Origin of the sequence: Deinococcus arcticus, assembly GCF_003028415.1 — a bacterium.
Taxonomy (GTDB): Bacteria; Deinococcota; Deinococci; order Deinococcales; family Deinococcaceae; genus Deinococcus; species Deinococcus arcticus.
On record NZ_PYSV01000013.1, the window covers coordinates 117,506 to 142,816 of the forward strand.

The 25,311-nt window shown below is 67.2% G+C and carries 22 protein-coding genes and 1 tRNA gene; 15 read left to right on the forward strand and 8 right to left on the reverse strand.

Going from position 1 to position 25,311, the window contains the following annotated elements; translation table 11 throughout:
- Position 1: 1 nt before the first annotated feature.
- The 6 genes from C8263_RS13655 (at position 2) to C8263_RS13680 (ending at position 9,519) form a co-directional block, all read left to right on the forward strand.
- A complete protein-coding gene (locus tag C8263_RS13655) occupies positions 2–913 on the forward strand; it encodes a hypothetical protein (RefSeq protein ID WP_107138678.1) in 912 nt (303 codons plus the stop codon).
- Positions 910–2,088, forward strand: coding sequence for a restriction endonuclease (locus tag C8263_RS13660; RefSeq protein ID WP_107138679.1), 1,179 nt, complete (start codon positions 910–912; stop codon positions 2,086–2,088). Before C8263_RS13655 ends, C8263_RS13660 begins: the two co-directional genes overlap by 4 nt.
- A complete protein-coding gene (locus C8263_RS13665) occupies positions 2,085–5,279 on the forward strand; it encodes a type I restriction endonuclease subunit R (RefSeq protein ID WP_107138680.1) in 3,195 nt (1,064 codons plus the stop codon). The genes C8263_RS13660 and C8263_RS13665 overlap by 4 nt, the downstream gene beginning before the upstream one ends.
- Positions 5,261–6,004 (forward strand): M48 family metallopeptidase, encoded by a 744-nt coding sequence (locus C8263_RS13670; RefSeq protein WP_199188403.1) that lies wholly within the window; start codon positions 5,261–5,263, stop codon positions 6,002–6,004. Before C8263_RS13665 ends, C8263_RS13670 begins: the two co-directional genes overlap by 19 nt.
- 1,002 nt (positions 6,005–7,006) lie before the next feature.
- On the forward strand, positions 7,007–8,842 hold the full coding sequence (locus tag C8263_RS13675; protein ID WP_146160690.1) for a hypothetical protein: 1,836 nt from the start codon (positions 7,007–7,009) through the stop codon (positions 8,840–8,842).
- Between the two features lie 98 nt (positions 8,843–8,940).
- The gene (locus tag C8263_RS13680; RefSeq protein WP_107138682.1) at positions 8,941–9,519 is read left to right on the forward strand and encodes a hypothetical protein; all 579 of its coding nucleotides are present in this window, start codon (positions 8,941–8,943) and stop codon (positions 9,517–9,519) included.
- Here C8263_RS13680 and C8263_RS13685 read toward each other — a convergent pair.
- The 4 genes from C8263_RS13685 to dgt form a co-directional block, all read right to left on the reverse strand.
- The gene (locus tag C8263_RS13685; protein ID WP_146160691.1) at positions 9,494–10,138 is read right to left on the reverse strand and encodes a hypothetical protein; all 645 of its coding nucleotides are present in this window, start codon (positions 10,136–10,138) and stop codon (positions 9,494–9,496) included. The two genes, C8263_RS13680 and C8263_RS13685, sit on opposite strands and share 26 nt — an antisense overlap.
- A gap of 12 nt (positions 10,139–10,150) precedes the next feature.
- The gene (locus C8263_RS13690; protein WP_107138684.1) at positions 10,151–11,038 is read right to left on the reverse strand and encodes a tyrosine-type recombinase/integrase; all 888 of its coding nucleotides are present in this window, start codon (positions 11,036–11,038) and stop codon (positions 10,151–10,153) included.
- Between the two features lie 166 nt (positions 11,039–11,204).
- Positions 11,205–11,281 (reverse strand) — tRNA-Ile (locus C8263_RS13695).
- Between the two features lie 78 nt (positions 11,282–11,359).
- Positions 11,360–12,487 carry a dGTP triphosphohydrolase gene (dgt, locus tag C8263_RS13700; RefSeq protein WP_107138685.1) on the reverse strand — a complete coding sequence of 376 codons (1,128 nt, stop codon included), beginning with the start codon at positions 12,485–12,487 and terminating at the stop codon, positions 11,360–11,362.
- 59 nt (positions 12,488–12,546) lie between these two features.
- On the opposite strand from dgt, the gene C8263_RS13705 reads away from it, so the two are divergent.
- From C8263_RS13705 to C8263_RS13715, 3 genes are read left to right on the forward strand one after another with little or no spacing between them, the layout of a single operon-like run.
- Positions 12,547–13,053: an NUDIX domain-containing protein gene (locus C8263_RS13705; RefSeq protein WP_107138715.1), complete on the forward strand. Its 507-nt coding sequence runs from the start codon at positions 12,547–12,549 to the stop codon at positions 13,051–13,053.
- Positions 13,050–13,946: a riboflavin biosynthesis protein RibF gene (gene ribF / locus C8263_RS13710; RefSeq protein ID WP_107138686.1), complete on the forward strand. Its 897-nt coding sequence runs from the start codon at positions 13,050–13,052 to the stop codon at positions 13,944–13,946. Before C8263_RS13705 ends, ribF begins: the two co-directional genes overlap by 4 nt.
- A 6-nt stretch (positions 13,947–13,952) precedes the next feature.
- Positions 13,953–14,390: a hypothetical protein gene (locus tag C8263_RS13715; protein ID WP_107138687.1), complete on the forward strand. Its 438-nt coding sequence runs from the start codon at positions 13,953–13,955 to the stop codon at positions 14,388–14,390.
- Here the strand turns inward: C8263_RS13715 and C8263_RS13720 are convergent.
- Positions 14,353–14,892: a hypothetical protein gene (locus tag C8263_RS13720; protein ID WP_107138688.1), complete on the reverse strand. Its 540-nt coding sequence runs from the start codon at positions 14,890–14,892 to the stop codon at positions 14,353–14,355. The genes C8263_RS13715 and C8263_RS13720 overlap by 38 nt on opposite strands.
- A 30-nt stretch (positions 14,893–14,922) precedes the next feature.
- On the opposite strand from C8263_RS13720, the gene C8263_RS13725 reads away from it, so the two are divergent.
- The 5 genes from C8263_RS13725 (at position 14,923) to mntB (ending at position 19,120) form a co-directional block, all read left to right on the forward strand.
- On the forward strand, positions 14,923–15,993 hold the full coding sequence (locus C8263_RS13725) for a CobW family GTP-binding protein (RefSeq protein WP_107138689.1): 1,071 nt from the start codon (positions 14,923–14,925) through the stop codon (positions 15,991–15,993).
- A 207-nt stretch (positions 15,994–16,200) separates the two neighbouring features.
- Positions 16,201–16,446, forward strand: a complete 246-nt coding sequence (gene rpmB / locus C8263_RS13730) for a 50S ribosomal protein L28 (RefSeq protein WP_107138690.1) — start codon at positions 16,201–16,203, stop codon at positions 16,444–16,446.
- Positions 16,443–17,357: a manganese ABC transporter substrate-binding protein MntC gene (gene mntC, locus C8263_RS13735; RefSeq protein WP_107138691.1), complete on the forward strand. Its 915-nt coding sequence runs from the start codon at positions 16,443–16,445 to the stop codon at positions 17,355–17,357. The genes rpmB and mntC overlap by 4 nt, the downstream gene beginning before the upstream one ends.
- Before the next feature lie 113 nt (positions 17,358–17,470).
- Complete coding sequence (gene mntA, locus C8263_RS13740; RefSeq protein WP_107138692.1) at positions 17,471–18,187, forward strand: manganese ABC transporter ATP-binding protein MntA; 717 nt, start codon at positions 17,471–17,473, stop codon at positions 18,185–18,187.
- Positions 18,188–18,310: 123 nt separating this feature from the next.
- Complete coding sequence (gene mntB, locus C8263_RS13745; protein WP_107138693.1) at positions 18,311–19,120, forward strand: manganese ABC transporter permease MntB; 810 nt, start codon at positions 18,311–18,313, stop codon at positions 19,118–19,120.
- On the opposite strand, the gene C8263_RS13750 is transcribed toward mntB, so the two are convergent.
- Positions 19,104–20,534 carry a serine hydrolase domain-containing protein gene (locus C8263_RS13750; protein WP_158263805.1) on the reverse strand — a complete coding sequence of 477 codons (1,431 nt, stop codon included), beginning with the start codon at positions 20,532–20,534 and terminating at the stop codon, positions 19,104–19,106. The genes mntB and C8263_RS13750 overlap by 17 nt on opposite strands.
- 284 nt (positions 20,535–20,818) lie before the next feature.
- Here C8263_RS13750 and C8263_RS13755 point away from each other — a divergent pair, with 284 nt between their 5' ends.
- Positions 20,819–22,444 carry an ABC-F family ATP-binding cassette domain-containing protein gene (locus C8263_RS13755; protein WP_107138695.1) on the forward strand — a complete coding sequence of 542 codons (1,626 nt, stop codon included), beginning with the start codon at positions 20,819–20,821 and terminating at the stop codon, positions 22,442–22,444.
- Positions 22,445–22,537: 93 nt separating this feature from the next.
- Here the strand turns inward: C8263_RS13755 and C8263_RS13760 are convergent, their stop codons facing one another.
- The gene (locus C8263_RS13760) at positions 22,538–24,226 is read right to left on the reverse strand and encodes a bifunctional metallophosphatase/5'-nucleotidase (protein ID WP_107138696.1); all 1,689 of its coding nucleotides are present in this window, start codon (positions 24,224–24,226) and stop codon (positions 22,538–22,540) included.
- Between the two features lie 69 nt (positions 24,227–24,295).
- Entirely contained in the window at positions 24,296–25,081 is a 786-nt protein-coding gene (locus C8263_RS13765; protein ID WP_107138697.1) for an alcohol dehydrogenase catalytic domain-containing protein, read from the reverse strand.
- Positions 25,082–25,311: the final 230 nt, after the last annotated feature.

Here is a 25,311-nt window from a genome sequence, read left to right on the forward strand (position 1 = left end):
CGTGGCACGACCTGACGCGGCGGCGCACTTCGACGAGCTGGTCCGTCGTACCCAGATTTACCGGAACAGCGCTGAGTACCTGGAAGCGCTACGGGTCGTTGCGGCGCTTTCGGGCTTCTCGCCATTCAACGCCTACCTGCTCCAGGTGCAGCGGCCCACCCTGCGATTCGCTGCCCGGCTCCCCGACTGGGAATGGAAGTTCAGGCGAACGGTTCGCAGTGACCGACCCGTGTTTCCACTCGTCATCCTCAAGCCCTTCGGTCCCGTGGATTTTGTGATTGATTACGAGGATACCCAGGGAGAACCGCTGCCGCAGCAGGTGCTGGAGCCGTACCGGGCGCATGGCTACGTGAGCAGTGAATCCTGGGAGTGCTTGATGCGCAATGCCCGGCGGCGCGGCGTCCTGGTGGAGTTCCGCGACGACGGTTCTGGGGCAGCGGGAAGCATCGGACCGTACTCGCTCCCAGTGGGGACTGGCTGGAAACCACAGAAGCTAAACAAAGAGGAGCCTCCAGTGAGGTACCGCGTTCAGCTGAGCGGCCAGACAACCCAGCTCAACCGGGCATCGCAGTTCGTCACCTTGCTGCACGAGCTGGGTCACCTGTGCTGCGGGCACGTCGGCGGCATCAGTAGTGACGACTGGCCGCAGCGGCCACACGAGGTCCCTCAGGTGGCCGAGTTCGAGGCGGAGTCGGTGGCATTCATCGTGTGCCGACGCCTGGGGCTCGACTCCAACTCAGAAGAGTACCTGGCCGGGTATGTCGGTCGTGGCGAAGATGTGCCGCATGGCGTGAGTATCTACACCATCCTGAAAGCAGCTGGACTCATCGAGGGCTGGGCCACCAAGCTCAGCTGGCCGCAAAAACCCCGGAAGGAAGCGTCGGAGCGCAGGCGCAGAGGACTGGACCAATGAAAAAAATCGCCCGTACCCCCTGGTTTCCGACGTATCAGCGTGCCCGGCAGATGATGACGGCCATGGATGGTGTGGCCGCCAGTGACTTCCGCAGCATGGACGAAGCCATCGGCAAACAGATGGGCACGCCTCAGAGCCAGGTGAGCTGGAGCGATCCCGATGAGTGGATTGACGCCCGGCTCCAGGGCAAGGACCGCGACCTGGCCCGGCAACTGTGGGACGGCCCGAAGCTGAACCCCAGGTACTCCGGGGGGGAAATGGCCCTGGCGCGGAACTACGGACTGCTGGAAACCGATACAGCAGGGGTGTACAGACTCACGGCCAGAGGGCAGGCCTTCATTGCGCAGCAACCCGCCATCATCCGGGAAATTGACGAAGCGGAGGGGATCACGCAGCTGCTCTCCGTGCTGGCAACGATTGGCACAGCTCAGCGGAAAGACATCGTGGTGCCCTGGATGGAGGCCCTCGCCCCAGGTGGGGATGGCCGTTCGCAGGGGACGATGGAGAGCAAGCTTTACGACCGTCTGGTCAATGTCGTGGAGCGCGGTCTGGTTGAGCGCGATGGGCACAAGTACGTTCTGACCAGCCAGGGCCGGAAGTACGCCACGAGCGTGGAAGTTCAGCAGAAGAACTCAGCCAAGCTCACGCTGGACAGCGCCCTGGCGACGTACCGCGCTGAGCAGCGGAGCCGCCTGCGGGACCTCCTGAGGACCATGCACCCTTACCGGTTTGAGCACCTCATCCGGACGCTGCTGATGGCGATGGGGTACGAAAATGTCGAGGTGACGAAGCAGAGTGGCGACGGCGGAATTGACGTCCTGGCTGACCTGCGCTTCGGCGTCACCTCATTCCGTGAGGCCATCCAGGTCAAGCGGGTTCAGCAGAACATCCAGCCGGGCACCGTCAACGAGCTGCGTGGCAGCCTGCACAACGCCAAGGCCCTTAAGGGCACCATCTTCACCGTTGCCAGCTTCTCCAAGAAGGCCAGGGAAGCCGCCGCACCGGACAACACGGTGCCAATCACCCTGGTGGATGGCGACGAGCTCATCGACCTGCTCATCAAGCACCACATCGGGGTCACCGTGACACGGGTGGAGTTGGTCACGGACATTAACGACCAGTTGTTCTCCAGCGAGCCGATGACCGCTCAGGAAAAACAGGACGCGGACGCATGACCCCTGGAGCCGAATACAACGAGGTGGAAGCCCCCCTGCTCCGGCACCTTCAGGGCCTGGGCTGGAGTTACCTGGAGGGCGACAAGTTTGTCCCTGCGGTCACGGAGCGGGAATCGTTCCAGCAGCACCTGCTGGAGGGGCGACTGCGGGAAGCAGTCAGGCGCATCAACGCACCCGACTGCCCCTGGCTGGAGGACGCGCACATCAGTCAGGCCGTGAGCCAGCTCACCCGGCTTCCAGCCGGTCTCCACGGGCTCATGGCCGTGAACGAGCACCTGACCAGGGTGCTGCTGGACGGGGCGCAGGTCACGGGACCGGACGGGAAGGGTCACACGGTCCGGTTCATTGAATTCCGGCCGGAGTACCTGCACCGGAACGACTTCCTGGCAGTGAATCAGTTCCGGGTGGACCCGCCCGGCCACTCTGGCGGGGCCGGGTACATCGTGCCGGACGTCGTGCTGTTCGTGAACGGCATTCCCCTGGTGGTCGTGGAATGCAAGTCCCCCGATGTCACGGCCCCCATCGAGAAGAGCGTCAACGACCTGCTGCTCTACCAGAACCTGCGCGGCAGCGTGGAGCCGGAAGGCGTGCAGGGCTTCTTCCACACGGTGCAGCTGCTCGTGGGGACAAGCTTCTACGAGGCGGTGCTCGGCACGGTCGGTGCGCCCCTGGAGAGCTTCCTGACCTGGAAGGACACGTACCCGTTCACACGGGAACAGGTGCAGGCGCAGCTCGGTAAGCCCCAGTTGCATGCCCAGCAGGTGCTCACGGCGGGCGTGCTGAACCCAGCCACGCTGCTGGACCTGCTGGAGAATTTCACGCTCACGGACGCGAAGAGCAAACGCGTCGCCCGTTACCAGCAGTACCGCGCCGTACGCAAGGCCCTCCAGCGGCTCAGGACCGGGAAGACCAAGCTGCTGGGCGCGGAAGTGGACGGGCGAGGCGGGGTCGTGTGGCACACCCAGGGGTCCGGCAAGAGCCTGACGATGATGTTCCTGGTCCGGGCCATCCGGACAATTCCAGAGTTGCGGTCCTACAAGATTGTCGTCGTCACCGACCGCCGGGACCTGGAGAAGCAGCTTGCCAGCACCGCGAGGGTGGCCGGGGAGCCCGTGAAGGTCGCCAGGGGCGTGAAGGAGCTGTATCAGGCGCTGGCCGTGCCGGGCGCGGGGTTCGTGTTCGGGATGGTGCAGAAGCTGCGCGGCCAGCCGGAAGAGACCTTCGACGCGAACCAGGCTGTGGTCAACGCGCAGCCGAACCTGCTGGTGCTGGTGGACGAAGCGCACCGCTCGCACAGCAGCGCCCAGCACGCCAACCTGCGGGCGGCCCTGCCGAACGCCGCCATGATTGGCTTTACCGGTACGCCGATTATCAAAGGGCAAGCGAAGAAGACGCACGAGATTTTCGGGCCGATGATTGACCAGTACACCATCCTGGAAAGCCAGGAGGACCGGGCGACCGTGCCGATTCTGTACGAGGGCCGCAAGGTCAATGCTTTCCTGAAAGACGGGAAGAGCGTGGACCAGCTCTTCGACCTGTTCTTCGACCAGCTGACGGACGACCAGCGGGACGAGTTGCAGCGCAGGTACGCCACGCAGGGTGAACTGCTGAACTCCCCGAAGCTCATCGCGGACAAGGCGCAGGACATACTGCTGCACTACGCCAGCGAGGTGCTCCCGAACGGCTTCAAGGCGCAGGTCGTGGCGCACAGCCGCGCCGCTGCCGTGCAGTACCACAAGGCGTTCGTCCGGGCGCAGCAGGACCTGGTCACCGAGTTGAACGAGCTGAACCCCCTGTTCCTGAGTCTGCCCATCGAGAAGCTCGCCAGCCTGGAAGAACGTACCCGCAGGCTCGTGGCGGCCCATCCGCACCGGGAGCGGCTGGCCGGGCTGGAGTTCGCCACGGTGATTTCAGACGGCGGGAAGGACGACCCCGCCGAGTGGGCTGAATGGACGGACCCGGCCAAGCAGGCCAAGCGCATCGGCGAGGACGGGCAGTTCAAGGACCCGAAGCACCCGCTCGGCCTCATCATCGTGAAGAGCATGCTACTGACGGGCTTCGACGCGCCGGTCGAGCAGGCGCTGTATCTGGACCGGAACATCCGGAACCATGAGCTGCTTCAGGCGATTGCCCGTGTGAACCGCACCGCCCCCGGCAAACGCCACGGGCTGGTCGTGGACTACTTCGGGGTGGGGCACCACCTGGCGCAGGCCCTGAGCGACTACACGCAGGCAGACATCCAGGGCAGCATGCAATCCATCACCGACACGCTGCCAAAGCTCGCAGCGGCCCACCTGGACGCCACCCGCCTGTTCACGGACGCCGGGCTGGCCCTGGATGACCGGGAAGCCTGCGTGAACCACCTGGCCGACCCGAAACAGCGGGCGGAATTCAAGGTGAAGCTTAAGGAGTTCCTCGACGCCCTGGACATCGTGCTGCCCCGCCCGGAAGCGCTGAAGTTCATCCGGGACGCCACGCTCCTCAGCCGGATTTACGACATGGTCCGGAAGGTGTACCGCGACACCGAGGACGAGGGCCTGCCCCTGGGCGCGGGAGCGAAGGTCAAGGCGCTCATCGCCCAGTACGTAGACGCCGAGGGCATCCAGGTCAAGGTGCCGCGCATCGAGGTGCTCGACCCGAACTTCCGCCAGGAGGTCGGCGGCTTCAAATCCAAACGCACCCAGGCTGCCGCCATGGAGCACGCCGCCCGGCACTTCATCACCGCCCACCTGGATGACGACCCGGTGTTCTACCAGAAGCTGAGTGAACGGCTGCAAGACATCATCAAGCTGCACAACGAGCACTGGGACGCCCTGGTCGAGGCCCTCAAGCGGTTCATCGCGGAGATGCAGAGTGGCAGACCCGCCGACCGGACGGGGCTCGACCCGAAGACGGAAGCGCCCTTCTTCAGCCTGATTGTCGCCGCTCAGGACGCGAAGTTCGAGGACTTGGCCGAGACCGAAGTGCGCCGGCTCATCGAGGGGACCGTCCACATCGTCCAGGGCCTGCGCCAGCGGACTACGGTGCCTGACTTCTGGCGGAATCCCGTTCAGCAGACCCAGGTACGCGGGTGGATGGCAGCGCACCTCGACGACCACAACCTGGTGGAGTTCGAGCAGTGCGGCGTGGTGGCCGATGACCTGATGCACCTGGCGAAGCGGCTGAATGCCCGGTGGAGTGCGCCGCTCTGAAGGCCCAGCCTGCCGCCGAATGGACCCTGCGCATTCAGGAGATGGAGTTCACCGTGCGGGAGAGCGCCCGCCGCAAGACCCTCAGCCTGGGCGTCGAGCGGGACGGGCAGTTGCTGCTGCTCGTGCCCGCCGGAACCAGTGAGGCGCAGCTGACGGCCTTCGTCACGTCCCGGCTGGACTGGCTGTACGGCAAACTCGCGGAGAAGACCGCGCTGCACCGCCCCTCACCGCAACGGGAGTATGTCAGCGGTGAGGGGTTCCTGTTCGAGGGCCGGTCGTACCGCCTGCACCTGGTCCAGGCCCACAGCCCCACCAGGCCAGACGCCTTACTGACGCTGAACGGCCAGCACTTCGAACTCCCGGAATCGCAGGCCGCCCAGGGCCGGGAGCTGTTCGTCCGCTGGTACACCGAGCAGCTCACGGAGTGGGCCGGGCACCAGGTCCAGCGGCTCGCGCTGCGGTTGAGGGTCCAGCCGAAGCAGGTGGAGGTCACGGACCTCGGCTACCGCTGGGGGGCCGCCAGCCGGACCGGTACCGTCTCGTTGCACTGGCGCGTCGCCCTGCTGCCCAGACGCATCGCCGAGTATGTGCTGCTGCACGAACTGGTCCACCTGGAGTTCCATCACCACAAGCCTGAATTCTGGGAGCGCCTGGAGGTGCTGCTGCCGGACTATGCCGAAAGGAAGCGCTGGCTGGCCAGGCACGGCGCGGACCATGACCTGTGACGGACGCTGTGCCTCACCACGTCCCCTCCTCTTCGGGAAACCTCACGGCTGCAAAGGTCAGGCGTTCGCCGCACGACTGTACTCCCGTTCACCTCCGCCCTCTTCCGCCGCGCAGCGGCCCGCCGTAGGCGGGGAACATGCGCTGACCTGAGCGGGCAGTCGGCCCCTTTGCCCCCTGAAAAAAGGCCCGCAGCGGAGTTGCAGTTCAGGTGGGAAACCACCCCCCCTCCCCTGCCCCTCGAAGAGCCCCCCAACGCCCCGGCCCGCAGGTTTGTAAGGTCCCCCCCGCCCCCTACCCCACACTGCCGCTCAGGTCCTCCTGCTCTGTGACCAGCCGGACGCGCTGTTCCCGAAAGTCTCCGCCGCCTGCGGCGTCGGCCTGCTCCGCAGGCGATTGCATGTGAAGGAATCGAGGCCAAGTCGCACGCAGCCAGGCAAGGGGTGCAATTCTTATGGGGCAATGCCCTCACCACGTCGCCCCAGCTCCTGGTCAGGTGCGCTGGCGCTCCTTCTCTTTCCAGCATATGGATTTCTTTTGAACTGACTTTCCTCTCTTATGGGGTCAGCGTCCAAGACCAGGACTGCTATATGTAGTATTGTCATCCACCCCCCACATGGGGGTATCAGCGCTGGAATGAGATGATTCCGTCGAGAAAGCCGATGACAACGCCCACTTCCAAAGTCGAACGCGACCAACTCCGCCGTCGCATTGAAGGGGCCTCCCACGGCCATGTCCTGGTCATCGTCGCCCCTCCTGGCTCTGGGAAGAGCAAGGCGATGTACGAAGCTGTATATGACATGGTCCTAGACCCGGACCTTCTCCTCTTTCGCCGGTTCCGGGCGCTTTGGGCGACACATGGCACCCAAGAGAAGACTGACCCGAAAGACAGCACCAGGGTGCGGAGAGCTCTGGGGCAAGAGGCGCGGGAACATCTGTCTGGCTTACTGAATCCCAGACTGAGCTTCCTGACTTACGACCCGTTCGAGCCAGCTTGGGAGGTCGTGAATGTCCTCTACGGCCGGGACTACTGCGCCGCCAACCAGATTGATTACGAACAGCAGTTCACCACGTCCCGGAACAGTGTGGTGTCGGTTATCAGCCATGCGCATCTGCCTATGGTCCTGAACAACCCGTCCAACCCGAACTATCAAAAGCTTAAAGACGTATCACTCATCGTCATCGATGAAGACCCCACGAGCTCATTCATCTACACGCTGGGGGCAGCACGCAAGGACCCGACCGTCACCGCGAACAGCCCGATCACCCGGGATTTCCTCCAGACACGCCAGTCCCTGGGGCAGGCTGGGAATATCGAACAGGCCATTTTGCGTCTCATGGACAGGGCGACTACTGGTGCATTCGATGCCGAGGCTGAGCACGTAACCAACCGACGACGGAAGTCGACGTCTTACAGTCTGACTGGCGCTGCATTCTGGAAAGCACTGGCCCAGGAGCTCGATGGGGCCGTGCCTGATTTCCGCCACTTCCAGGACAGTCTTCGCGCAGCTGTTGACACCGACACAGAGCGAATTCCCGCAGATTTCTTCGCCGCCTTCACAGAGGACCTGGCTTCTCCCAAAGCGGAAAGCGCCCGGTTCGGGTTGACCTGGATCAAAGCAGCGGACCACACCATCAGGGGAATGCAGTTCCGAGGGGACGTGCTCCGGCGTATTCCGAGGGACACCCCACCCATCGTTGTTCTGGACGCTTATGCCAGTCGGGAACTGCGGCAGTACGAGCGACTGTTCCCCAATCATACGGTGACCTATGTCGAGGAGTGGCCCTTTACCCCGCTGGACATTGAACACACCACAGACCTTGACGACGCTGAGGACGAAGGAGAAGTCGATCTTGGAATCGACCGTGTGAATCTCGTGGCCGGGAAGCAGCCGCAGCTCCGCAACTATCTGATGGCCGAGACGGGCGAACTGACGCGGGGGCATCCTGCGGGAACCTTGATGCTGTCGTACCGGAATGTCATCAAGCACCTGGAAGACCCAGAACTCCAGGCCCGCTGGTCTTGGCGGTCATCACCCCCTCTGACTGCGCTTCCACCGAAGGCCGTCGAGACCATGTGGTGGTTCAGCGGACGGGGCATCAACTCGTTCGACGGGCGGCATGTGGTGGCCTGGCATCCCCCCCACCGTCCCGTTACCTACAGGTGGCACACGATGGCTGCTCTGGCCCCCCACTCACCATCCGACCGGAACCAGCTGGCGCGACACGCTTTCCAGAGCGAACTGCTGCAAATGCTCCACCGTGGTAGACAGACCAATTATCCTGTGGGTACACCCGACCGCCCCCGCGTCGTCCTGTTCTTCCATCCTGGAGAGCTTCCCCCCACCTGGGCGACGACCCGGCCTTTTCAGCCTCAGCTCCGCTTCAGTCGCCATGCCAAGAATCCGCTCCACCCTGCGGCGGTCCAGGCCATCGCAGCTGAGCTTCACGCACTCCTTGGCGGCGTCCCGCAGGCCTGTCTGGCAGGGCTGGAGCTCTACACAGCTAAACCCATGGAAAAGGCGCTGTGGACCTCCATAGAGCCTGAACTTCGGCTTCTGCTGAAGACCGACCCCGCAGCTCCAGTTAAGGCTCCGGTCCTTTTCGCCTGGACGACACATCCCGACGTCCTCCAACATCGCCTCGGGGAATTCAAGGCGGCCGATGGGAGCACAACAGCCCTGATCGCCGGAGCTCTTCATTCAGCTGATGAACCTGCGCTTCACGCACTGACGAAACATGATGTGAAGGTGGTCGTAGCGGGCAGAGCATCGACCACCCGCGTCTTCGCAGCGACGACCAGTGATGCCGAAAGAGCCCTGCGCAGACTACTCAGATAGGTGGGCCTGGACGGCCTGCTCCACAACAACCGAAACCATTTCACCCTCTCAACCGCCCGGCTTGCGCCGGGCGAATTTCTTCGACCCGGAGGTCACCCATGTATAAGAAAACCATCGACGAGCCCTCCTTCGTCGCCGCCCATGCGCGGGGCTGCAAGGATGCCGAATTGGCTGCCCTGTTCGGTATCAGCCTCGCTACCGTGAAGCGCCGCAGGCAGCACCTGGGCCTGGGCAGCAACTGCCACCACAACAACCGGGGAAAGCTCGCCGAGCAGCTGACCGCCCAGCTTCTTTCGGCCTCAGGGGCAGAGGTCACGCCCTCCACCCATCACCGAGCGCCATTCGACCTGCTGGTGAACGGCTGGCGTGTTGACGTGAAACTCGGCTACTGCCGAAGCGGCCAGTCAGGCACGGGGGCAACCTACGAGTTCCGCCTCGAAGCGTCCCGCAGCTCCCATTTCATGACCCACAAGTACGGCAAGGACTACCAGCGCGATACCGACTTCCTCGCGCTGGTCATCCTGAACGAGCAGCAGACCGACCTGAAGTACCTCTACCTGCTCCCGGCCTCAGCCTGGCAGCCCACCGTCACCGTCCGCCCGGACTCACCCTTCTGCCCGTTCCAGCCTTACCTGGGTCGCCTGAGCCCGCTCACCGCACGTTCGGGGGCAGCGTGACGCGGATGGGCGGCGTGCCCCAGGCCGGCAGGATGGCCGTCAGGCATGTCACCAGTTCGGCCAGTCGGGCGGTATCGAGCGTCATGGTCCAGGCAGCCGTGTCCGGCGAGGGAGGCAGCCAGGCACGAACACCGTCCAACTTCCTTCCCTTCGCGTCCGTGAAGAGTTCCACCCGGCCCGTCGCCACCGCCCGCCGCCAGCGGGGCAGGTTCGCCACAAAGCCCTCCGGGTTGTGCAGGTCCAGGTCCCGGCTGACCACAGCAGGAATGCGCCGGGTGGTGAGCTCATCGTCCGCCAGGTCGAACACCATCTCCTCCAGCGGGCAGAGCACGACCAAGCCCAGCAGCGTCATCACGAGCTGCATGGGGACCGAGACGTGGTCGTATGCCTTGGCGGGGTGCTCCCAGGCCCAGCGAATCTGGGCGAGATTCCGGCCCAGGCCAAGCGTGACGAGCCGCATCCGCTCGGTCCGGGGTTCGGTCGCCTCCATGTCGCCCCCGGCCCTTCCCGAGGCTCTGGCGGGGTTCTGGGCCTGCTGGCCCCGTGGCCCCCCAGGGTCTGCCGGACCGGCCCCGCCCGCCACATCACGGGCTGGCGTTTCATCCTTCTTCTTCGGCATGGCCCGTCCTCCTCAGCGCTTCAGGGCGCTCACCGGGCTGGCCCGGCGGTGAACGTCTTTCAGGTCGTCGTCCTGCAAGACCGCGTAGCGGTTCGTCATCTCCAGCGTGGTGTGGCCGAGAATGCGCTGAAGCGTGAACACGTCCCCCGAATTCCTGAGGTAGTTCACGGCGAAGCCCCGCCGGAAGGTGTGGGGCGTGAAGACGGGCAGCCCAGCCGTGCGGCACAGCCGCTCCAGCATCTGCTTCACGCTGTCCCGGTTCATCGGGGTCTCGTCGTTCGACAGGAACAAGTACGGCAACCGGGTTTCCGGGCGTTCCGTGTTCACGTAACGGGTCAGGTGCCGCAGCGCGGCCCTGGAGACCGGGACCACCCGGCTCCGGCCTCCCTTGGCCTCCTGAACGCGAATGCGCCCGCCCGTCTGCACGTCGTCCAGCTGAAGGGCGCAGAGCTCCGAAACGCGCACCCCCGTGTCGAAGAGCACAGCCAGGACCGCCCGGTCCCGAAACGGGTGCTTGGTGCTCCGGGCGACGTCCATGAGCTGCTGGACTTCCGCTGTGTCGATGGCGGGCAGGACCTTCCGGGGCAGCTTCGGCATCGGCACACGCTGCATCGGGGACTTCTCCAGAATCTCGTCGTCCTCCAGCCACCGGAAGAAGGTCTTGAGGGGCCGCAGCCGGGCGTGCGCCGCACCGGGACTCAGGCACTCGCCCAGGTGGGTGACGTAGGCGCGCATCAGCGTGCGGGTGACGTCCTCGGCGAGGGTCACCCCCGCTGGCTCGGCGTAGTCCAGGAACTTGTCCAGCGACAGCTTGTACGCGGCCATCGTTCCTGGTGCGTGGCCCTTCTGGCGGCAGTGCATGAGAAAGTCCTGGGTGTGCTGGCGGAGGGTGAAGTGCATATCGGGCTCCTTCGACCCGGCTGAATGACCTCAAGCTCTGGGCTGGATGACCCCAAAATCCGGAGTTTCAGACCCCACGCTTTTGCCACTATTCAGCCAGATGCATGCCCAACGACCCGACAGGTAAAAACCGAATTCCCCCGTCCAGGACGGGGGAATTCTTTGTTGGTGCGGATGCCCAGACTTGAACTGGGGACCTCACGCTTATCAGGCGTGCGCTCTAACCAGCTGAGCTACACCCGCGCCCTTCTTGGCCGCGCCCTCTCGGGCAGGCGGGCATAAATGTAGCAGGGCCGGCAAAGGCTGTCAACGCCCGGCCACTCAGCGCGGCCACAGCGTGGGCGTGGCCGGCGGGGTGATGGAACTGTGGGCGTCCAGGGCGTAGCGGTCGGTCATGCCGGCCAGGTAATCGCACACGGCGCGGGGCAGATCGCCCGCCTGGGCGCGGGCGCGGAAGGTAGGCGGCAACATGCTGGGGCGGTTCACCAGGGCCTCGAACAGGGTGGTGAGCACGCGGGTGGCCTGCTCCACCTGCATCTCCACGCGCCAGTGGCGGTAAAGGTTCTCGCGCAGAAAGGCACTGGTCTCGCGCAGGCGCTCCTGCATGGCCGGGCTGTAGGTGATCAGGGGCCCGGCAAAGGTGCGGGCGGCCTCCGGGCGGCGCACGCCGCTGGCCTCGATGGCCGCGTGACTGGCGTGGGTCAGGTCGCGGATCAGGGTGCCCAGCAGCCGGCGGTGCAGGGTGCGGCGCTCGCGCTCGGTCAGGGTGTCGCCGCGCAGCCCCGCGCCCCCTAGCAGCTCGCACCACAGGGGCAGGGCACACAGCTGCGCCGGGGTAATCAGGCCGCTGCGCAGGCCGTCGTCTATGTCGTGGGCGGTGTAGGCCAGGGCGTCGGCGGCGTCCACCAGCTGCGCTTCCAGACTGGGGCGACCCAGGCCGGCGCGGTCATGCTTGTTCAGGCCGTCCAGCGTGTCCAGGGTGAGGTTCAGACCCGCGTATTCGGATTTGGGGCGCTCCAGTTCGGTCACGATGCGCCGCGCCTGGGTGTTGTGGTTAAAGCCGCCGTGCCCGGCCATCAGGGTGTTCAGCACCCGCTCGCCCGCGTGGCCAAACGGCGGGTGGCCCAGGTCGTGCGCCAGGGCCACCGCTTCGGCCAGCGTTTCGTTCAGGCCCAGCGACAGCGCCGCGCTGCGGGCCACCTGCCCCACCTCCAGGGTATGGGTCAGGCGGGTGCGGTAATGGTCGCCCGCCGCCGAGAGAAACACCTGCGTCTTGGCCTCCAGGCGCCGGAAGGCCGTGGTGTGCAGCACCCGGTCGCGGTCTTTCTGAAAGGCCGTGCGGGTGTCGCTCTCGCGCTCGGGGTGTTCGCGCGTGGCTGCCCGGCTCAGGGCAGCGTAGGGGGCCAGGGTGGCGGCCTCGCGCGCTTCGAGCTGGGCCCGGGTGATCATCCCCTGCAGTGTACGGCGCCCCCCGCGCCCGGGGGCCGGTGCATTACAGTTGCCGCAAGATGAGTGAGCAGACGCAGGTGATCTATGACGGCCACATCGTGCGGCTGGAAGTGCAGGACGGCAAATGGGAGATCGTGCGCCACGCCAGCGCGGTGGCGGTGCTGGCCCTGAACGCGCGCGGCGAGATGCTCCTGGTGCGCCAGCAGCGCCGCGCGATTGACGCCGTGACGGTGGAGGCGCCGGCGGGCCTGATTGACGAGGGCGAGTCGCCCGAAACCGCCGCCCGCCGCGAACTGCAGGAGGAAGCGGGCCTGGACGGCGACATGACGCTGCTCACCCGCTTTTATTCCAGCCCGGGCTTCTGCGACGAGGAACTGCATGTGTTCGAGGCCACCGGCCTGCGCGAGAGCAAGCTGCCCCACGACGAGGACGAGGAAGGCATTGAGGTGCTGTGGCTGCCCCCGGCCCAGGTGCTGGCCGGGCTGCGCAGCGGCTCGCTGGTGGGCAGTGCGTCCACCGTCACGGCCGCGCTGTTTGGCCTGCAGCGCCTCGCGGAGCGCGCGTGAAAACCTACGTCTCGCCCTCGCAGCGCCCGAACACCGCCACCGCCGTGGCCATCGGCTCGTTTGACGGCGTGCATCTGGGCCACCAGGCCCTGATTGCCCAGCTGAAGGCCAAGGCGCGCGAGCACCGTGTGCCCAGCGTGGTCTACACCTTCGATCCGCCCACCCGCGTGCTCACGCAGGGCGTGGAGTTCCTGTCCACGCTGCCCGAAAAGCTGGACCTGCTGGCCCGCTACGGCGTGGACGAGACGATTGCCGCCGCCTTTACCTCCGAATTCGCCTCGCGTCCCAAGGACGCCTTTTTAGACGATCTGCGCACCCTGCGGCCCCATACGATTGTGGTGGGCGAGGACTTTCATTTTGGCAAGGGCCGGGCCGGCAGCGCCGAGGACCTGAAAACGGTGGCCCCCGAGGTGGTGGTGGTGCCCATTCATGGCCTGGGGGGCGAGGACATCAAGAGCACCCGGGTGCGCGAGTACCTGAAAGCAGGTGACGTGGACGGCGCCCGGCGCCTGCTGGGCCGCCACTACGACGCGCAGGGCGTGGTAGTGAGCGGCGACCACCTGGGCCGCACCCTGGGCTGGCCCACGGCGAACATTCAGGTGCCGGACGGCAAGGCGCTGCCGCTGGGCGTGTTCGCCGTGGTGGCGCTGGGCGACCACGGGCGCTGGCACGGCGTGGCGAATGTGGGTTTCCGGCCCACGGTGGATGGCCGCACCCGCCGCTTCGAGGTGCATCTGTTCGATTTTGAAGGTGACCTGTACGGGCAGGAGCTGCAGATCAAATTCTTTACAAAGTTGCGCGGCGAGCAGAAGTTCAGCGGCCTGGATGAACTGAAGGCCCAGATTGCCCGGGATGCCCAGGCGGCCCGGGAGGCCCTGAAGGACGTGCGGTAACCCGGCATGAGGCTGGTCTGGTGGCGGTTGGTGTTGCCCCTGAGCCTCGTGCTTCCGTACTGGGTCACGGTGCGCACCAGGGTGATGGTGCCGGACACGGCCGCCCCCTCCCCTGGCGGTCTTGCCCCCCTGCCCGTGTACGGCTTTCCCTTCCCCTACACGCACTTCGGTGGAAGTTCAAGCGGGGAGTACGCCTTTTATGTCCTGCCGCTGCTGCTGAACTGGGCCCTGACTCTGGCCACCCTGAGTCTGGGGGCTTTTCTGACCCGCCATGCTCTGGCGCAGCGGCGCTGGCGGGGCCTAGGCGCGCTGCTGTGGTGTGCGGCTGTGTTCACGCTGGTGCTGCTGGGCGTGCGCATGGGGATAGGCCGGGTGTCCTGGCAACCCTCTCTCCCCATGGTCGAGGTCAGTGAACGGGCACTCTGGCTGGGCCCATCTGATTGACCGCCAAGAGGTAAGGCTCAGCCTGGGTGAGTCGGGAGAAGGCCCCGCCGCCCGTCCCCACAAACGCCAGTGGGGCTGGCTCTGCCAGTGACCCCCTGTGCCACGCCTGCCACGCCGGCAGAGCCGCCCGCACTGGGCGCGGGGGCCGCAGCGTCTGGGCCAGGGCCGGGCGGTATCCGGGCCCGTAGCGCCCTTCAATCCAGCGTTCGTGCGCCTGCAGCGCCGCGCGCACCTGCGTGCGCCCCAGGGCCAGCGGCACATGCTGCCCGGCCAGCGTGAAGGTCTGCGTGCGGCGGTTGAAGTGCAGCGGGCCGCGCGGCGTCTGCAGGGTCAGGCCGGCGCTGTGCAGCGACAGGTTTTCCAGGGTGTAAAGGCTGCTGCCCTGTGGAGCGCACGCCCTGGAAAACCCCCGCAGACTCAAGTCGCCCCGGCGAGCATCCACGCCCAGAAACCAGAACTGGGCGGTCAGGGGGCAGCAGCGAACCGTGTGAAACCTTGCCATGATATTGAGAATAGTTTATCGTTATCAAATATGACCAGCCCTGGTTCCTCCACACCCTTCCCTGCCTCTGTCCCCATTACCGTGCTGTGTGGCTTTCTGGGCGCGGGCAAGACCACCCTGCTCAACCACCTGCTCACCCAGACGGAGGGGCAGCGCATCGCCGTGATCGTGAACGAGTTCGGGGCCGTGAACATTGACGCCTCGCTGGTGGTAAAAACTGACGAGCAGATCACCGAACTGTCCAACGGCTGCATCTGCTGCACGCTGCGCGGCGACCTGCTGCAGGCGGTGGACGAGTTGCTGAGCACCCGCGAACTGGACGCCATTCTGATCGAGTCCACCGGCATTGGCGAGCCGCTGCCCATCGCGCAGACCTTCTGCCTGACTCCGGAAGAACTGGATCTGGCGCCCGAAGACGGCCAAGGCCCCCTGCCCAGCCTGCTGGGCCGCGTGCATGTGGACGCGATGGTGACTGTGGTGGACAGCGCGCAGTTTTTCCCCCTGTGGAACCGTCAGGACGCTATTCCCGGCGACGATCTGGAACGCGGCTTTGGCGAATTGCTGGCCGAGCAGCTGGAATTTGCAGACATCGTGGTGCTGAACAAACTGGACCTGGCCGCCCCCGACGACGTGGCGGCGCTGCGCGACCTCGTGCGCATCACCAACCCGCGCGCCCGGGTGCTGGACGCCGTGCGCGGCGTGCTGCCCGCCGGGGCTCTGCTGAACACCGGCCTGTTCGACTTTGACCAGGCCAGCGGGCTGGACGCCTGGATGGCCGAGCTGGGCAAAGCGCACGCCCCGGAGTCGGAAACCTACGGGCTGGACACGCACCTGTTCCGCGCCCAGAAGCCCTTCGACCCCGACCGCCTGACCCGCGCGCTCACGGCTGGGCTGCCAAAGAACGTGATTCGCTCCAAGGGCTGGATCAATCTGGGCGACGGCGTGGCCACCCTGTGGAACCACACCGGGCGGCAGCTGGCACTGGAACAGGCCGGCGAGTGGCTGGACCCCGCGCAGGCCCACAGCGAACTGGTGTTTATTGGCCGCGCGCTGGACGGCGAGGCGCTGGACGGGCTGCTGACTGAGGCCCTGCAGGGCTGAGGACGGAGCGCCGACGATGGAACAGCACGCTGGCGCCTTGCCCAAGCTGCGTTGTCATCAGAGGTGTTCCGTCTGTTCTCGGGTTCGCGCGGCACGTCCGCTCACTCCTCGCCTGCGGCCCACCTGCCTTCCGTCTGAGCACAGGCCCGCCGAAGGTGTGACCCTGCCCCTTTCCCTACTCGCCGGATATGATAAGGAGAAATCAAGATGAGCCGTGAATGTTACCTGACAGGCAAGAAGAACATGGTGGTCAACAGTGTGGTCCGGCGCGGCAAGGCGCGCGCCAAGGGCGGCGTGGGCCGCAAGATCACGGGCGTCACCAAGCGGGTGCAGCGGGCCAACCTGCACAAGCGGACTATCCGCGAGGGCGGCGTGGTCAAGACCGTATGGCTGAGTGCCTCGGCGCTGCGCACCCTGGGCCGGGGGCTGGTGCGGGGCACCGAACTCGTATGAGGCGGCTGCCCGTTCTGGCCGCCCTGCTGGTGGGCGCCGCCCAGGCCGCGCCCCTGCAGGTGAGCGCCACCACCAGCATCATGGCGGACTTTGTGCAGGCGGTGGGCGGCAGCCGCGTGAAGGTGACCACCATCGTGCCCCCGGGCGGCGATACCCACACCTTTCAGCCCTCCACCGGCGTGATTCGCGCCCTGGCCCAGAGCCGCGCGCTGTTTGCCAATGGGGCAGGCCTGGAACCCTGGCTGCCCAGACTGCAGGCCAGCGCCCCAAAGGTACCGGTGAAGCTGCTGACCCAGGGCCTGAAGCTGCACCCGGCGGAACATGAGCCTGGGGCCGGGCACGACGACGATCACGGCCACGGCGACCACGGCGCGCTGGATCCGCATGCGTGGTGGGACGCGGGGCTGGCGGCCGGCTACGTGAACAACGCCCAGTCGTTTCTGGGTGCGCTGGACCCGGCCGGTAAGGCCGTGTACGCGAAGAACGCCGCCGCTTACCGCAGGGCCCTGGCCGCCGCCGACGCCTACGCCAGAACACAGTTCGCCGCCGTACCGCCCGCGCGCCGGGTGCTGGTCACCAATCACGACAGCCTGCACTACCTGGCCGAGCGCTACGGCCTGAGGGTGGTGGGCGCGGTGATTCCCGGCGTGGGCACCGAGCGCGAGCCCAGCGCCCGTGAACTGGCAACCCTGGCCCAGACCATGAAAAAGACCGGCGCCCGCGTGATCTTTACCGAGAACACCGTCAACGCCCGCCTGGCCCAGACCCTGGCCCGCGAGGCCGGCGCCGTGCTGGCCCCGCCCCTGTACACCGACGCGCTGGGCCCCAAGGGCAGCGCGGGCGACACCTTCCTGCGGGCCCTGCGCGCCAACGTGGACATCATGGTCCGGGCGCTGAAGCAGGCCCGCTAACGACCCTTCTCCTCTGTCCCCAGCGCCCGGCTTCGCCTGTGGCCGGGCGACGCCTCGTTGTCTTCTTGATTCTGCACTCGCAACATCAAGCGGCGGAAGAGTATGCTGGTCTGATGCTGGGCGTGGAGAACCTGACAGTGGCTTACGGCGCACACACCGCCCTGGAACGGGCCAGTGTGCGCTTTGAGGCAGGCGCCTTCAGCGCGGTGATCGGGCCCAACGGCGCCGGCAAAAGCACGCTGCTCAAGACCCTGGTCGGGATTCTGCCCGACCCCGAGGGCGCCGTGCGCTTTGACCCGGGCCACACGGCGCGCGGCTGCATTTCCTATGTGCCGCAGCAGCAGACACTGGACTGGGCCTTTCCGGTGACCGTGTGGGACGTGGCCATGATGGGCCGCACCGGGCGCCTGGGCTGGCTGCGCTGGCCAGGGCGCCGGGACCGCCAGATTGTGGAGGAAGCGCTGAAGGAAACCGGGGTCTACGAACTGCGCGGACGCCACATTGGCGCGCTCTCGGGCGGGCAGCGCCAGCGGGTGCTGCTGGCCCGGATGCTGGCCCGCCAGGGGCACCTGCTGCTGCTGGACGAACCCCTGACCGGCGTGGACGCCGCCACCCAGGAACAGCTGATGGCCCTGCTGCGCGCCCAGGCGGACCGGGGCCGGGCGGTGGTGATGGTGACCCACGACCTCGAACAGGCCCGGCGCTGGTGCGACCATCTGGTGCTCGTGAACCGCCGCGTCATTGCCGACGGTACCCCGCCGCAGGTGTACACCCCCGCCAACATCGAAGCCACCTTCAGCACCAGCCACCTGGGCCCTACGCATGCGTAGGGGCGGTGATGGCGGAAGGTTGATGGTGAATGGACTCCTGCCCAGCATCTGGGGGCAGCTTCGCTTCTTTCTCCTGCGCACCGCGTCTCCCCTCTTTTCCCACAGCCCACTCCCCACATCCCTATGGACTGGCTGACTGATCCCCTGCAATTTGGCTTTTTCGTGCGGGCCCTGCTGGCCGTCACGCTGGTCAGTGCGCTGTGTGCCCTGGTGGGCGCCTGGGTGGTGCTGCGCGGGCTGAGTTACATCGGGGACGCCATGAGCCACGCGGTGCTGCCGGGCATCGTGGCGGCCTTCCTTATGAAAGGCAATCTGCTGCTGGGGGCCCTGCTGGCCGCCGTGCTGACCGCCCTGGGCATTGGCGCGGTGGGGCGGCGCAGCGGGCTGAAACAGGACAGCGCTATCGGCATCGTGTTTGTGGGCATGTTCGCGCTGGGGATTGTGCTGCTTTCACGCGTGCCCACCTTCACCACCGACCTGAGCAACTTCCTGATTGGCAACCCGCTGGGCGTGACCCCGGCCGATCTGTGGGGCGCCCTGGCAGTCACGCTGGTGGTGGGCGGCGTGCTTCTGGCGCTGCAAAAGGAACTGCTGCTGGCCGCCTTCGACCCCACCGAGGCGCGGGCGGTGGGCCTGCCCGTGCGCCGGCTGGACAGCCTGCTGCTTATTCTGATTGGCCTGGTGGTGGTGCTCACCGTGCAACTGGTGGGCACCACCCTCAGCGTGAGCCTGCTCATCACGTCCAGCGCGGCGGCCCGGCTGCTGTCACGCAGCCTGAAGAAGATGATGGCCCTCTCGGCGCTGCTGGGCACCCTGGGTGGTGTGAGCGGGCTGTACCTCAGCTATTTCCTGAACACGGCGCCGGGCGCGACGATTGTACTGGTGAACACGGCCATCTTTCTGCTGGCTCTGTTGGTCAGAAAGCGGGATTAGGCGCCGCGCGCACCGCCCGCAGGGGCCGCCCGGCAAAGCCCATCGTGGCCGGCAGCTGCAGGCTCAGGGTGCCGGCCGCCTCGTCGACGGCCACTGTCCAGTGAAAGCCGGCCTCAATCCACACCGCCATGACGTGAAGTTCTCCTTGGTGGGTGAGCCCTGCCCGCGCCAGCACGGGTTCCTCGCTGACGGGCCACGCGGTGGTGCGGCTCTCTCGCCACTCTCCCACGCCCGCCTCCAGCGCGTGCTCGCCCCGCTCATCGGTGAAGGTGATGTAGCAGCCCCCCGGCCCCGCTTCGACCCGGAGCGCCGCCAGCCCCACCTCGTTGGGCTCGAACACAAAGGTGGCGGGCTGAACCGGCCCGTTCCACACCGCGCCCGGCGCGGGCAAGGGCAGATGCAGCCCGGCGCAGCGGGCGCGCAGGGCGGCCAGGGCAGCGGGGTCCTCGGGACAGGTCCCGGCTCCCATTGCGGCGTGCAGATGGGTCCAGACATGATTCAGCACGCCCTGCATGTCGGGGACGTTGGCGGTGATGGCCAGCACCGCCTGCGGCTCCGGCATGACCACGCAGAACTGCCCGAAGGCGCCGTCGGCCCGGTAAGCCCCGTGGCGGCAACGCCAGAACTGATAGCCGTAGCCCTGGGCCCAGTCGCTGTCCGGGTCGTCTCCGGGGGGCACCTGGGCGCGGGTGGCGGCGTCCATCCACCCGGCGGGCAGGAGGGCCTGCCCCGCCCACTCGCCCCGTTGCAGGCAGAGCTGCCCCAGGCGGGCCACCCCCTCAGTGGTCAGGTGCAGGCCCCAGCCGCCCAGGTGGATGCCCTGGGCGTTGGCGACCCAGCGGGCGTGTTCAATCCCCAGTGGCGCCAGCAGCCGGGGGTGCAGGAACGCCAGCAGGGACTGCCCGCAAAGCCGCTCCACCAGCGCCGAGAGCATGAAGGTGGCCGCGCTGTTGTACACGAAATGGGTGCCGGGCGGGTGCGCCACCGGCTGCGCCAGAAAGGCCCGCACCCAGTCGCCATCAGGGGCGGCCATCAGGGCGCCAGTCACGTCCTCGGCGTGGCCGGTGCGCATGGTCAGCAGGTCTTCTATCCGCATGGCCGCCAGGTGGGGCGGCACGGGGACGGGCAGGTCGTCTGGAAAGTGGTCCACCAGTCGGTCGGCCACCCGGACCCGCCCGTCGGCCACCAGAGCGCCCACCGCCAGCGCTGTCACGCTCTTGCTCAGCGAGTACAGATGATGCACCTGCTGCGGCGCATACGGGGCCCAGTGCCCCTCGGCCACCACCGCGCCCGCGCGCAGCAGCACAAAGCCGTGCAGTTCCAGGCCACTGGCCTCCAGCGCGTCCAGCCACGCGAGCACGGCGCGCGACGACAGGCCCTGGGCTTCAGGAGAGGTGCGGGGAAGTGGGGTCACCCGCCCACTGTAAAGGGGCCCAGCCGCCCCCGGCGCTGCAGATGGGCCCACTGGGCCACCGACTAGGCCACTCGGCGCACCCCAGGTCTGGGCGCAGAGGGTACCCTGGGCTCAGCGCTCCCGCCCCAAGGTTCCTTTCCGGTGCCTGGCGTGCCGGAGGCCCGGCCCTCCGCCCATTCAAAGGACTCCTTTGCCCTTGCGTTGATCATCCCTGAAACCGTGTTGACGTTGCCCACGCGCCGCTGTGTAGGCGCCGGGCGCCCATTCACCCAGGGAGACACCACATGCTCAAGGCCACAGGGGTCGCGCGTGCCTACGCCGACCGCACCGTTTTTGCCCACATTCATCTGGAGGTGGGCGCCGGGGACCGCGTGGCGCTGATCGGCGCCAACGGCAGCGGCAAGAGTTCCCTGCTGCGGGTGCTGGCGGGCCTGGACACCCCGGACGCCGGCACCGTGACCCGCAGCGGCCGGGTGGCGCTCCTGGCCCAGCAGGCCGAGCTGCGCGGCACGGTGCTGGACGCCGTGATGCCCGCCGAGCTGCGCCGGGCGCGCCGGACCTTCGAGACGGCTTCGGCGGCGCTGGGCAGCGGCACCGGGGCGGCGCTGCAGGCGTTCGCCGACGCCGAGGAGCACTGGCGCGTGGCAGGCGGCTACGACGCCGAAGCCCGGGCCGAGGCGGTGCTGGCGGGCCTGAACCTGCCGGGCCACGCACCGGCCGGCAGCCTGTCCGGGGGCCAGACACGGCGCGTGTGGCTGGCGCGGCTGCTGCTCTCGCCCGCCGACGTGTACCTGCTGGACGAACCCACCAATCACCTGGACAGCGCCGGGGCCGCGTGGCTGGAAGCCTGGATTCAGGCCTCGCCCGCTGCCTTTGTGCTGGCCAGCCACGACCGGGCCTTTCTGGACGCGGTGGCCACGCGCGCGGCCGAACTGGAACGCGGCGAGCTGCGCGAGTACCCGGGCGGCTACACCGAGGCCATGGCCCTGAAAGCGGCCCTGCGCGGGGCCCAGGCCCGCGATTACGCGGCCTACCAGCGCAAACGCGCCGCCCTGGACGAGGAGCGGCGCCGGCAGGCCAGCAAGGGGGCCGTACCGGAAAACCGCCGCCGCGCCCGCGACAACGACAAGTTTCTGTCCAGCCACAAGGCCGGGCGCGCCCAGCAGATTCACTCGGCCCGCGCGCGCGCCCTGCACAAGCAACTGGAGCGCCTGGACGAACAGGCGGTGGCCCGCCCCTACACCGACCACCGGACGGTGCGCCTGGACCTGCCCCCCGCGCCCCCTGGGCCGGCCGAGGTGCTGACCGTGCAGGGCCTGAGCGCCGCGCGCGGCGGGCGCACCGTACTGAGTGACGTGACGCTGCAGGTGCGCCGGGGCGAGCGCGTCGCCCTGACCGGCCCCAACGGCGGCGGCAAAAGCACGCTGCTGCGCGCCCTGCTGGGCGAGTTGCCTGCCCACGGCACGGTGCGCTGGGGCGCTGGACTGGTACGCGCGGTGATCGGGCAGGGCGGCGAGGAACTGCGCGGCCTGAGCACAGTGGGCGACGCCCTGCTGGACGCCAACCCGCACCTGAGCCCCCACCAGTTGCACGAGGTGGCGGCGGGACTGCAGGTGCCCGGCGGCCCGGCCTTTGCCCTGAGCGCCCTGTCCGGCGGCGGGCGCACCCGTCTGAGCCTGGCCCGCCTGAGCGTGACCCGCGCCCAGGTGCTGGTGCTGGACGAACCCACGAACCACCTGGACGTGCGGGCCATTGAAACCCTGGAAAGGCTGCTGGTGACCTTTCCGGGGACCGTGCTGCTGGCCAGCCACGACCGCGCGCTGCTCTCGCGGGTGGCCACCCGCCGCTGGCAGGTGGAGGGCGGGCAGGTGCGCGAAATGAATGGGGTTTCCCCCCAGCCCACGGCGTAGCGCACGCTGCTTGAGGGCGACCGGCCCACCCCCCTCCTGGAACAACGCAGAAGGGAGAGCACGCTGGCTCTCCCCTCTCCGCTCTGCCCGGACTCAGTTCAGGCGGGTGATGCGCTCGGTCGTGTCGGGGGTCACGGTGCCGGCAGTCAGGAACGCCTGGAAGGCGTTGATGTCCAGTTCGCCGCCCAGACGGTTGGTGCCCTGGGCAAACACCGTGAAGCCGTCGCCGCCGTCGGCCAGGAAGTTGTTCACGGTCACGCGGTAACTGGCGGCTGGATCAATGGCCTGCCCGTTCAGGCGCAGGCTGCTGACCTTCTCGCCCTTGGGCTTGCTGTTGTCCCAGGTGTAACTCAGGCCCCTGCTGACCTGCAGAATGCGGTTACTGCCCGCCGAGGGGTTGTCGAACTGCTGCTCCAGCACGGCCTTGATCTGCGCGCCCGTCAGGGTGATCACGGTCAGGATGTTGCCGAAGGGCTGCACCGCAAAGGCGTCGCCGTAGGTCACCTGCTTGCTGGCGTTGGGCACGTTCACGGGCAGGTCGGCGCGGATGCCGCCGGGGTTCATAAAGGCGATGACGGCGCCGCCCTTGTCGGGGCTGCTGGTGGCGGCCAGCTGGCTGTCAGCAATCACGCGGCCCAGCGGGCTCTCGCCGTTCGGGGTAGCCGTGCGGCTGATCTGCTCCACGCCCAGGGTGGCGATCACGGTCTTGGCAATCGGGTCGGTCAGGCCCTTGGCCTTGTTCACCAGCGCGGTCATGGCCGGGTCCTTGGCAGTATTCGCGGCGTCCACCACCACGTTGCTGGCCTTGACGGCGAGCACGCGGTTGGTGCGCAGGTCCACCGTCAGGTCCAGGCGCTGCAGCAGGTGGCCCAGGGCGTCGCCCTGAATCACCACGCGGGGGGTGCCGTTAGGGTCGGGCACGCGGCAGTTGTAGCCCCGGTGGGTGTGCCCGGTCATGATGGCGCTGACCGCCGGGTCCAGCCCCTTGGCAATGTCCACGATGGGCCCGGACAGGGTGGTGCAGTCCACAATGTCAAAGGTGTCGCGGGCGGTGCCGCCCTGGTGCACCAGCGCCACGATGGCGTCGGCACCCATGCGCTTGATGGCCGGAATGGCGGCGTTGATGCTGGCCACCTCGTCAGCAAACCGCAGGCCGGCCACGCCGCTGGGGGTGACCACGGTGGGGGTGTCTTTGAGCACCGCGCCCACAAAGGCGATCTTGGCCGGGCCCACCTGCACGATCTTGTAGGCGGGCAGCACCGGCTGGCCGGTCTTCTCGTCCAGCACGTTCGCGGCGATGTAGGTAAAGCCCGCGCCCGCAAAGGTGTTGTTAAACTTGCAGGCCTTGGCAGCGTCATTGCTGTTGCAGCCGCCCTTCTGGTAGCGCTGCAGCTCGGCAAAGCCGTAGTCGAACTCGTGGTTGCCCACCACATTCACCTTCATGCCCAGGCCAGTCAGGGCGTCAATGGTGGGCTCGTCGCGCAGCAGGCCGCTGATCAGGGGGCTGGCGCCGGTCATGTCGCCCACGCCCACGAACACCGTGTTGGGGTTGGTGCGGCGGGCGTTGGCCAGAATGGTGCCCATGGCCTCCACGCCGCCGGCCTGCACGGTCAGCGTCTTGCTGCGGTCGGCGGGGTCGGGCACGCGGAACGAGGTGGGCAGGAGGTTGCCGTGAAAGTCGTTGACGCCAATCACAGTCACGTCCACCTGCGAGGGACCAAAGACGGCCGCGCAGCTGCTGAGGCTCAGGGCGGCGCCAATCAGGAGAAGGTTGTGTTTCATGCGGCCCACATTGTAGCGGCGCCTGTGTCTGCCTCTGGTCAGTCACGGGCCCGGGTCGCTGAGCGGGTCTTAAGCCAGCAGGGTGAGGCGCCCCCTCACCTGCCCGGCTTCGACGAGCTGGTGGGCCTCTTCTGCCTCGGCAAGTGGCAGAGGAAGGGGGCCATGAAGATGCACCTCACCGCGTGCCAGAGCACCCAGGGCCGCCTGCGCAACGGCCCGCGCCTGCTCGGGGCGGTGCTGGCGCAGGGTGCTGCCGGAATAGCCGATCACGGCCCGGCCCTCGCGGTGCAGGGGCGCGGTGGGAATCAGGCCGGGGCGCCCGCCGGCGTGCCCGTAAGTCACCAGCCGGCCAAAACGGGCGAGGCAGCTCATACGGATTCCGTCCATTTCCGTAACATCCGGGACAGCGCCGGATGTTCCCCGCCTTCGGCGCTGTTCCAGCCCAATTCCCGGAAATCCGTCTCTTTTCCCTCTTCCTCTGGTCGAAAAAATTCCGTAACACGTTACGGAATTTTTCGGAACCCGTATCAGGCCACGCTCAGCCGTCTCGCCGCTCACCGAATCCAGAATCACGTCGGCCCCCCGGCCACCCGTCAACTCCAGGGTCAGGGCCACGAAGTCCTGGGCGTGGCGGTCCACGGTGCCGGCGGCGTCCAGGCCGGGGACAAACGGCAGCGGGGCGCCGGGGCCGTAGCCGCCGCGCCGGGACAGCACATCGGCGTAGTTCACGCCCGTGGCTTCCACACGCACCCGCACCTGCCCGGGGCCCCGCTGGGGCAGCGCCCGGGCCTGCCAGCGCAGCACCTCGGGGCCTCCATGTTCTTCCACGATGACGGCCAATGAAGCGGGGCTCATCCCTTCAGCAAACGGCAAAACCCGCCCCCGGGTGTGGGGACGGGCTGTTCCTGCCCGAGAGGCGCCCGCGAGCGCGGGCCCGGACCTCTCCCTGTGGATCAGATCAAGACCTGTTGCGCAGTAGGAGTGGAAGTGGGTAGCTTGAGGCGTGTTGCGGCTGGAGAAGTTGACGTCCAGAGCACGTTCCTTTGAGCGGCTGGTCGGGCTGAGTCCTACAGAATTCGACCACC

Coding starts and splice junctions, on each gene's coding strand:
- C8263_RS13660 (WP_107138679.1), top strand. CDS start 910: ATGAAAAAAATCGCCCGTACCCCCTGGTTTCCGACGTATCAGCGTGCC.
- C8263_RS13665 (WP_107138680.1), top strand. CDS start 2,085: ATGACCCCTGGAGCCGAATACAACGAGGTGGAAGCCCCCCTGCTCCGG.
- C8263_RS13680 (WP_107138682.1), top strand. CDS start 8,941: ATGTATAAGAAAACCATCGACGAGCCCTCCTTCGTCGCCGCCCATGCG.
- C8263_RS13685 (WP_146160691.1), bottom strand. CDS start 10,138: ATGCCGAAGAAGAAGGATGAAACGCCAGCCCGTGATGTGGCGGGCGGG.
- C8263_RS13690 (WP_107138684.1), bottom strand. CDS start 11,038: ATGCACTTCACCCTCCGCCAGCACACCCAGGACTTTCTCATGCACTGC.
- dgt (WP_107138685.1), bottom strand. CDS start 12,487: ATGATCACCCGGGCCCAGCTCGAAGCGCGCGAGGCCGCCACCCTGGCC.
- C8263_RS13705 (WP_107138715.1), top strand. CDS start 12,547: ATGAGTGAGCAGACGCAGGTGATCTATGACGGCCACATCGTGCGGCTG.
- C8263_RS13715 (WP_107138687.1), top strand. CDS start 13,953: ATGAGGCTGGTCTGGTGGCGGTTGGTGTTGCCCCTGAGCCTCGTGCTT.
- C8263_RS13720 (WP_107138688.1), bottom strand. CDS start 14,892: ATGGCAAGGTTTCACACGGTTCGCTGCTGCCCCCTGACCGCCCAGTTC.
- C8263_RS13725 (WP_107138689.1), top strand. CDS start 14,923: ATGACCAGCCCTGGTTCCTCCACACCCTTCCCTGCCTCTGTCCCCATT.
- rpmB (WP_107138690.1), top strand. CDS start 16,201: ATGAGCCGTGAATGTTACCTGACAGGCAAGAAGAACATGGTGGTCAAC.
- mntC (WP_107138691.1), top strand. CDS start 16,443: ATGAGGCGGCTGCCCGTTCTGGCCGCCCTGCTGGTGGGCGCCGCCCAG.
- mntA (WP_107138692.1), top strand. CDS start 17,471: ATGCTGGGCGTGGAGAACCTGACAGTGGCTTACGGCGCACACACCGCC.
- mntB (WP_107138693.1), top strand. CDS start 18,311: ATGGACTGGCTGACTGATCCCCTGCAATTTGGCTTTTTCGTGCGGGCC.
- C8263_RS13755 (WP_107138695.1), top strand. CDS start 20,819: ATGCTCAAGGCCACAGGGGTCGCGCGTGCCTACGCCGACCGCACCGTT.
- C8263_RS13760 (WP_107138696.1), bottom strand. CDS start 24,226: ATGAAACACAACCTTCTCCTGATTGGCGCCGCCCTGAGCCTCAGCAGC.
- C8263_RS13765 (WP_107138697.1), bottom strand. CDS start 25,081: ATGAGCCCCGCTTCATTGGCCGTCATCGTGGAAGAACATGGAGGCCCC.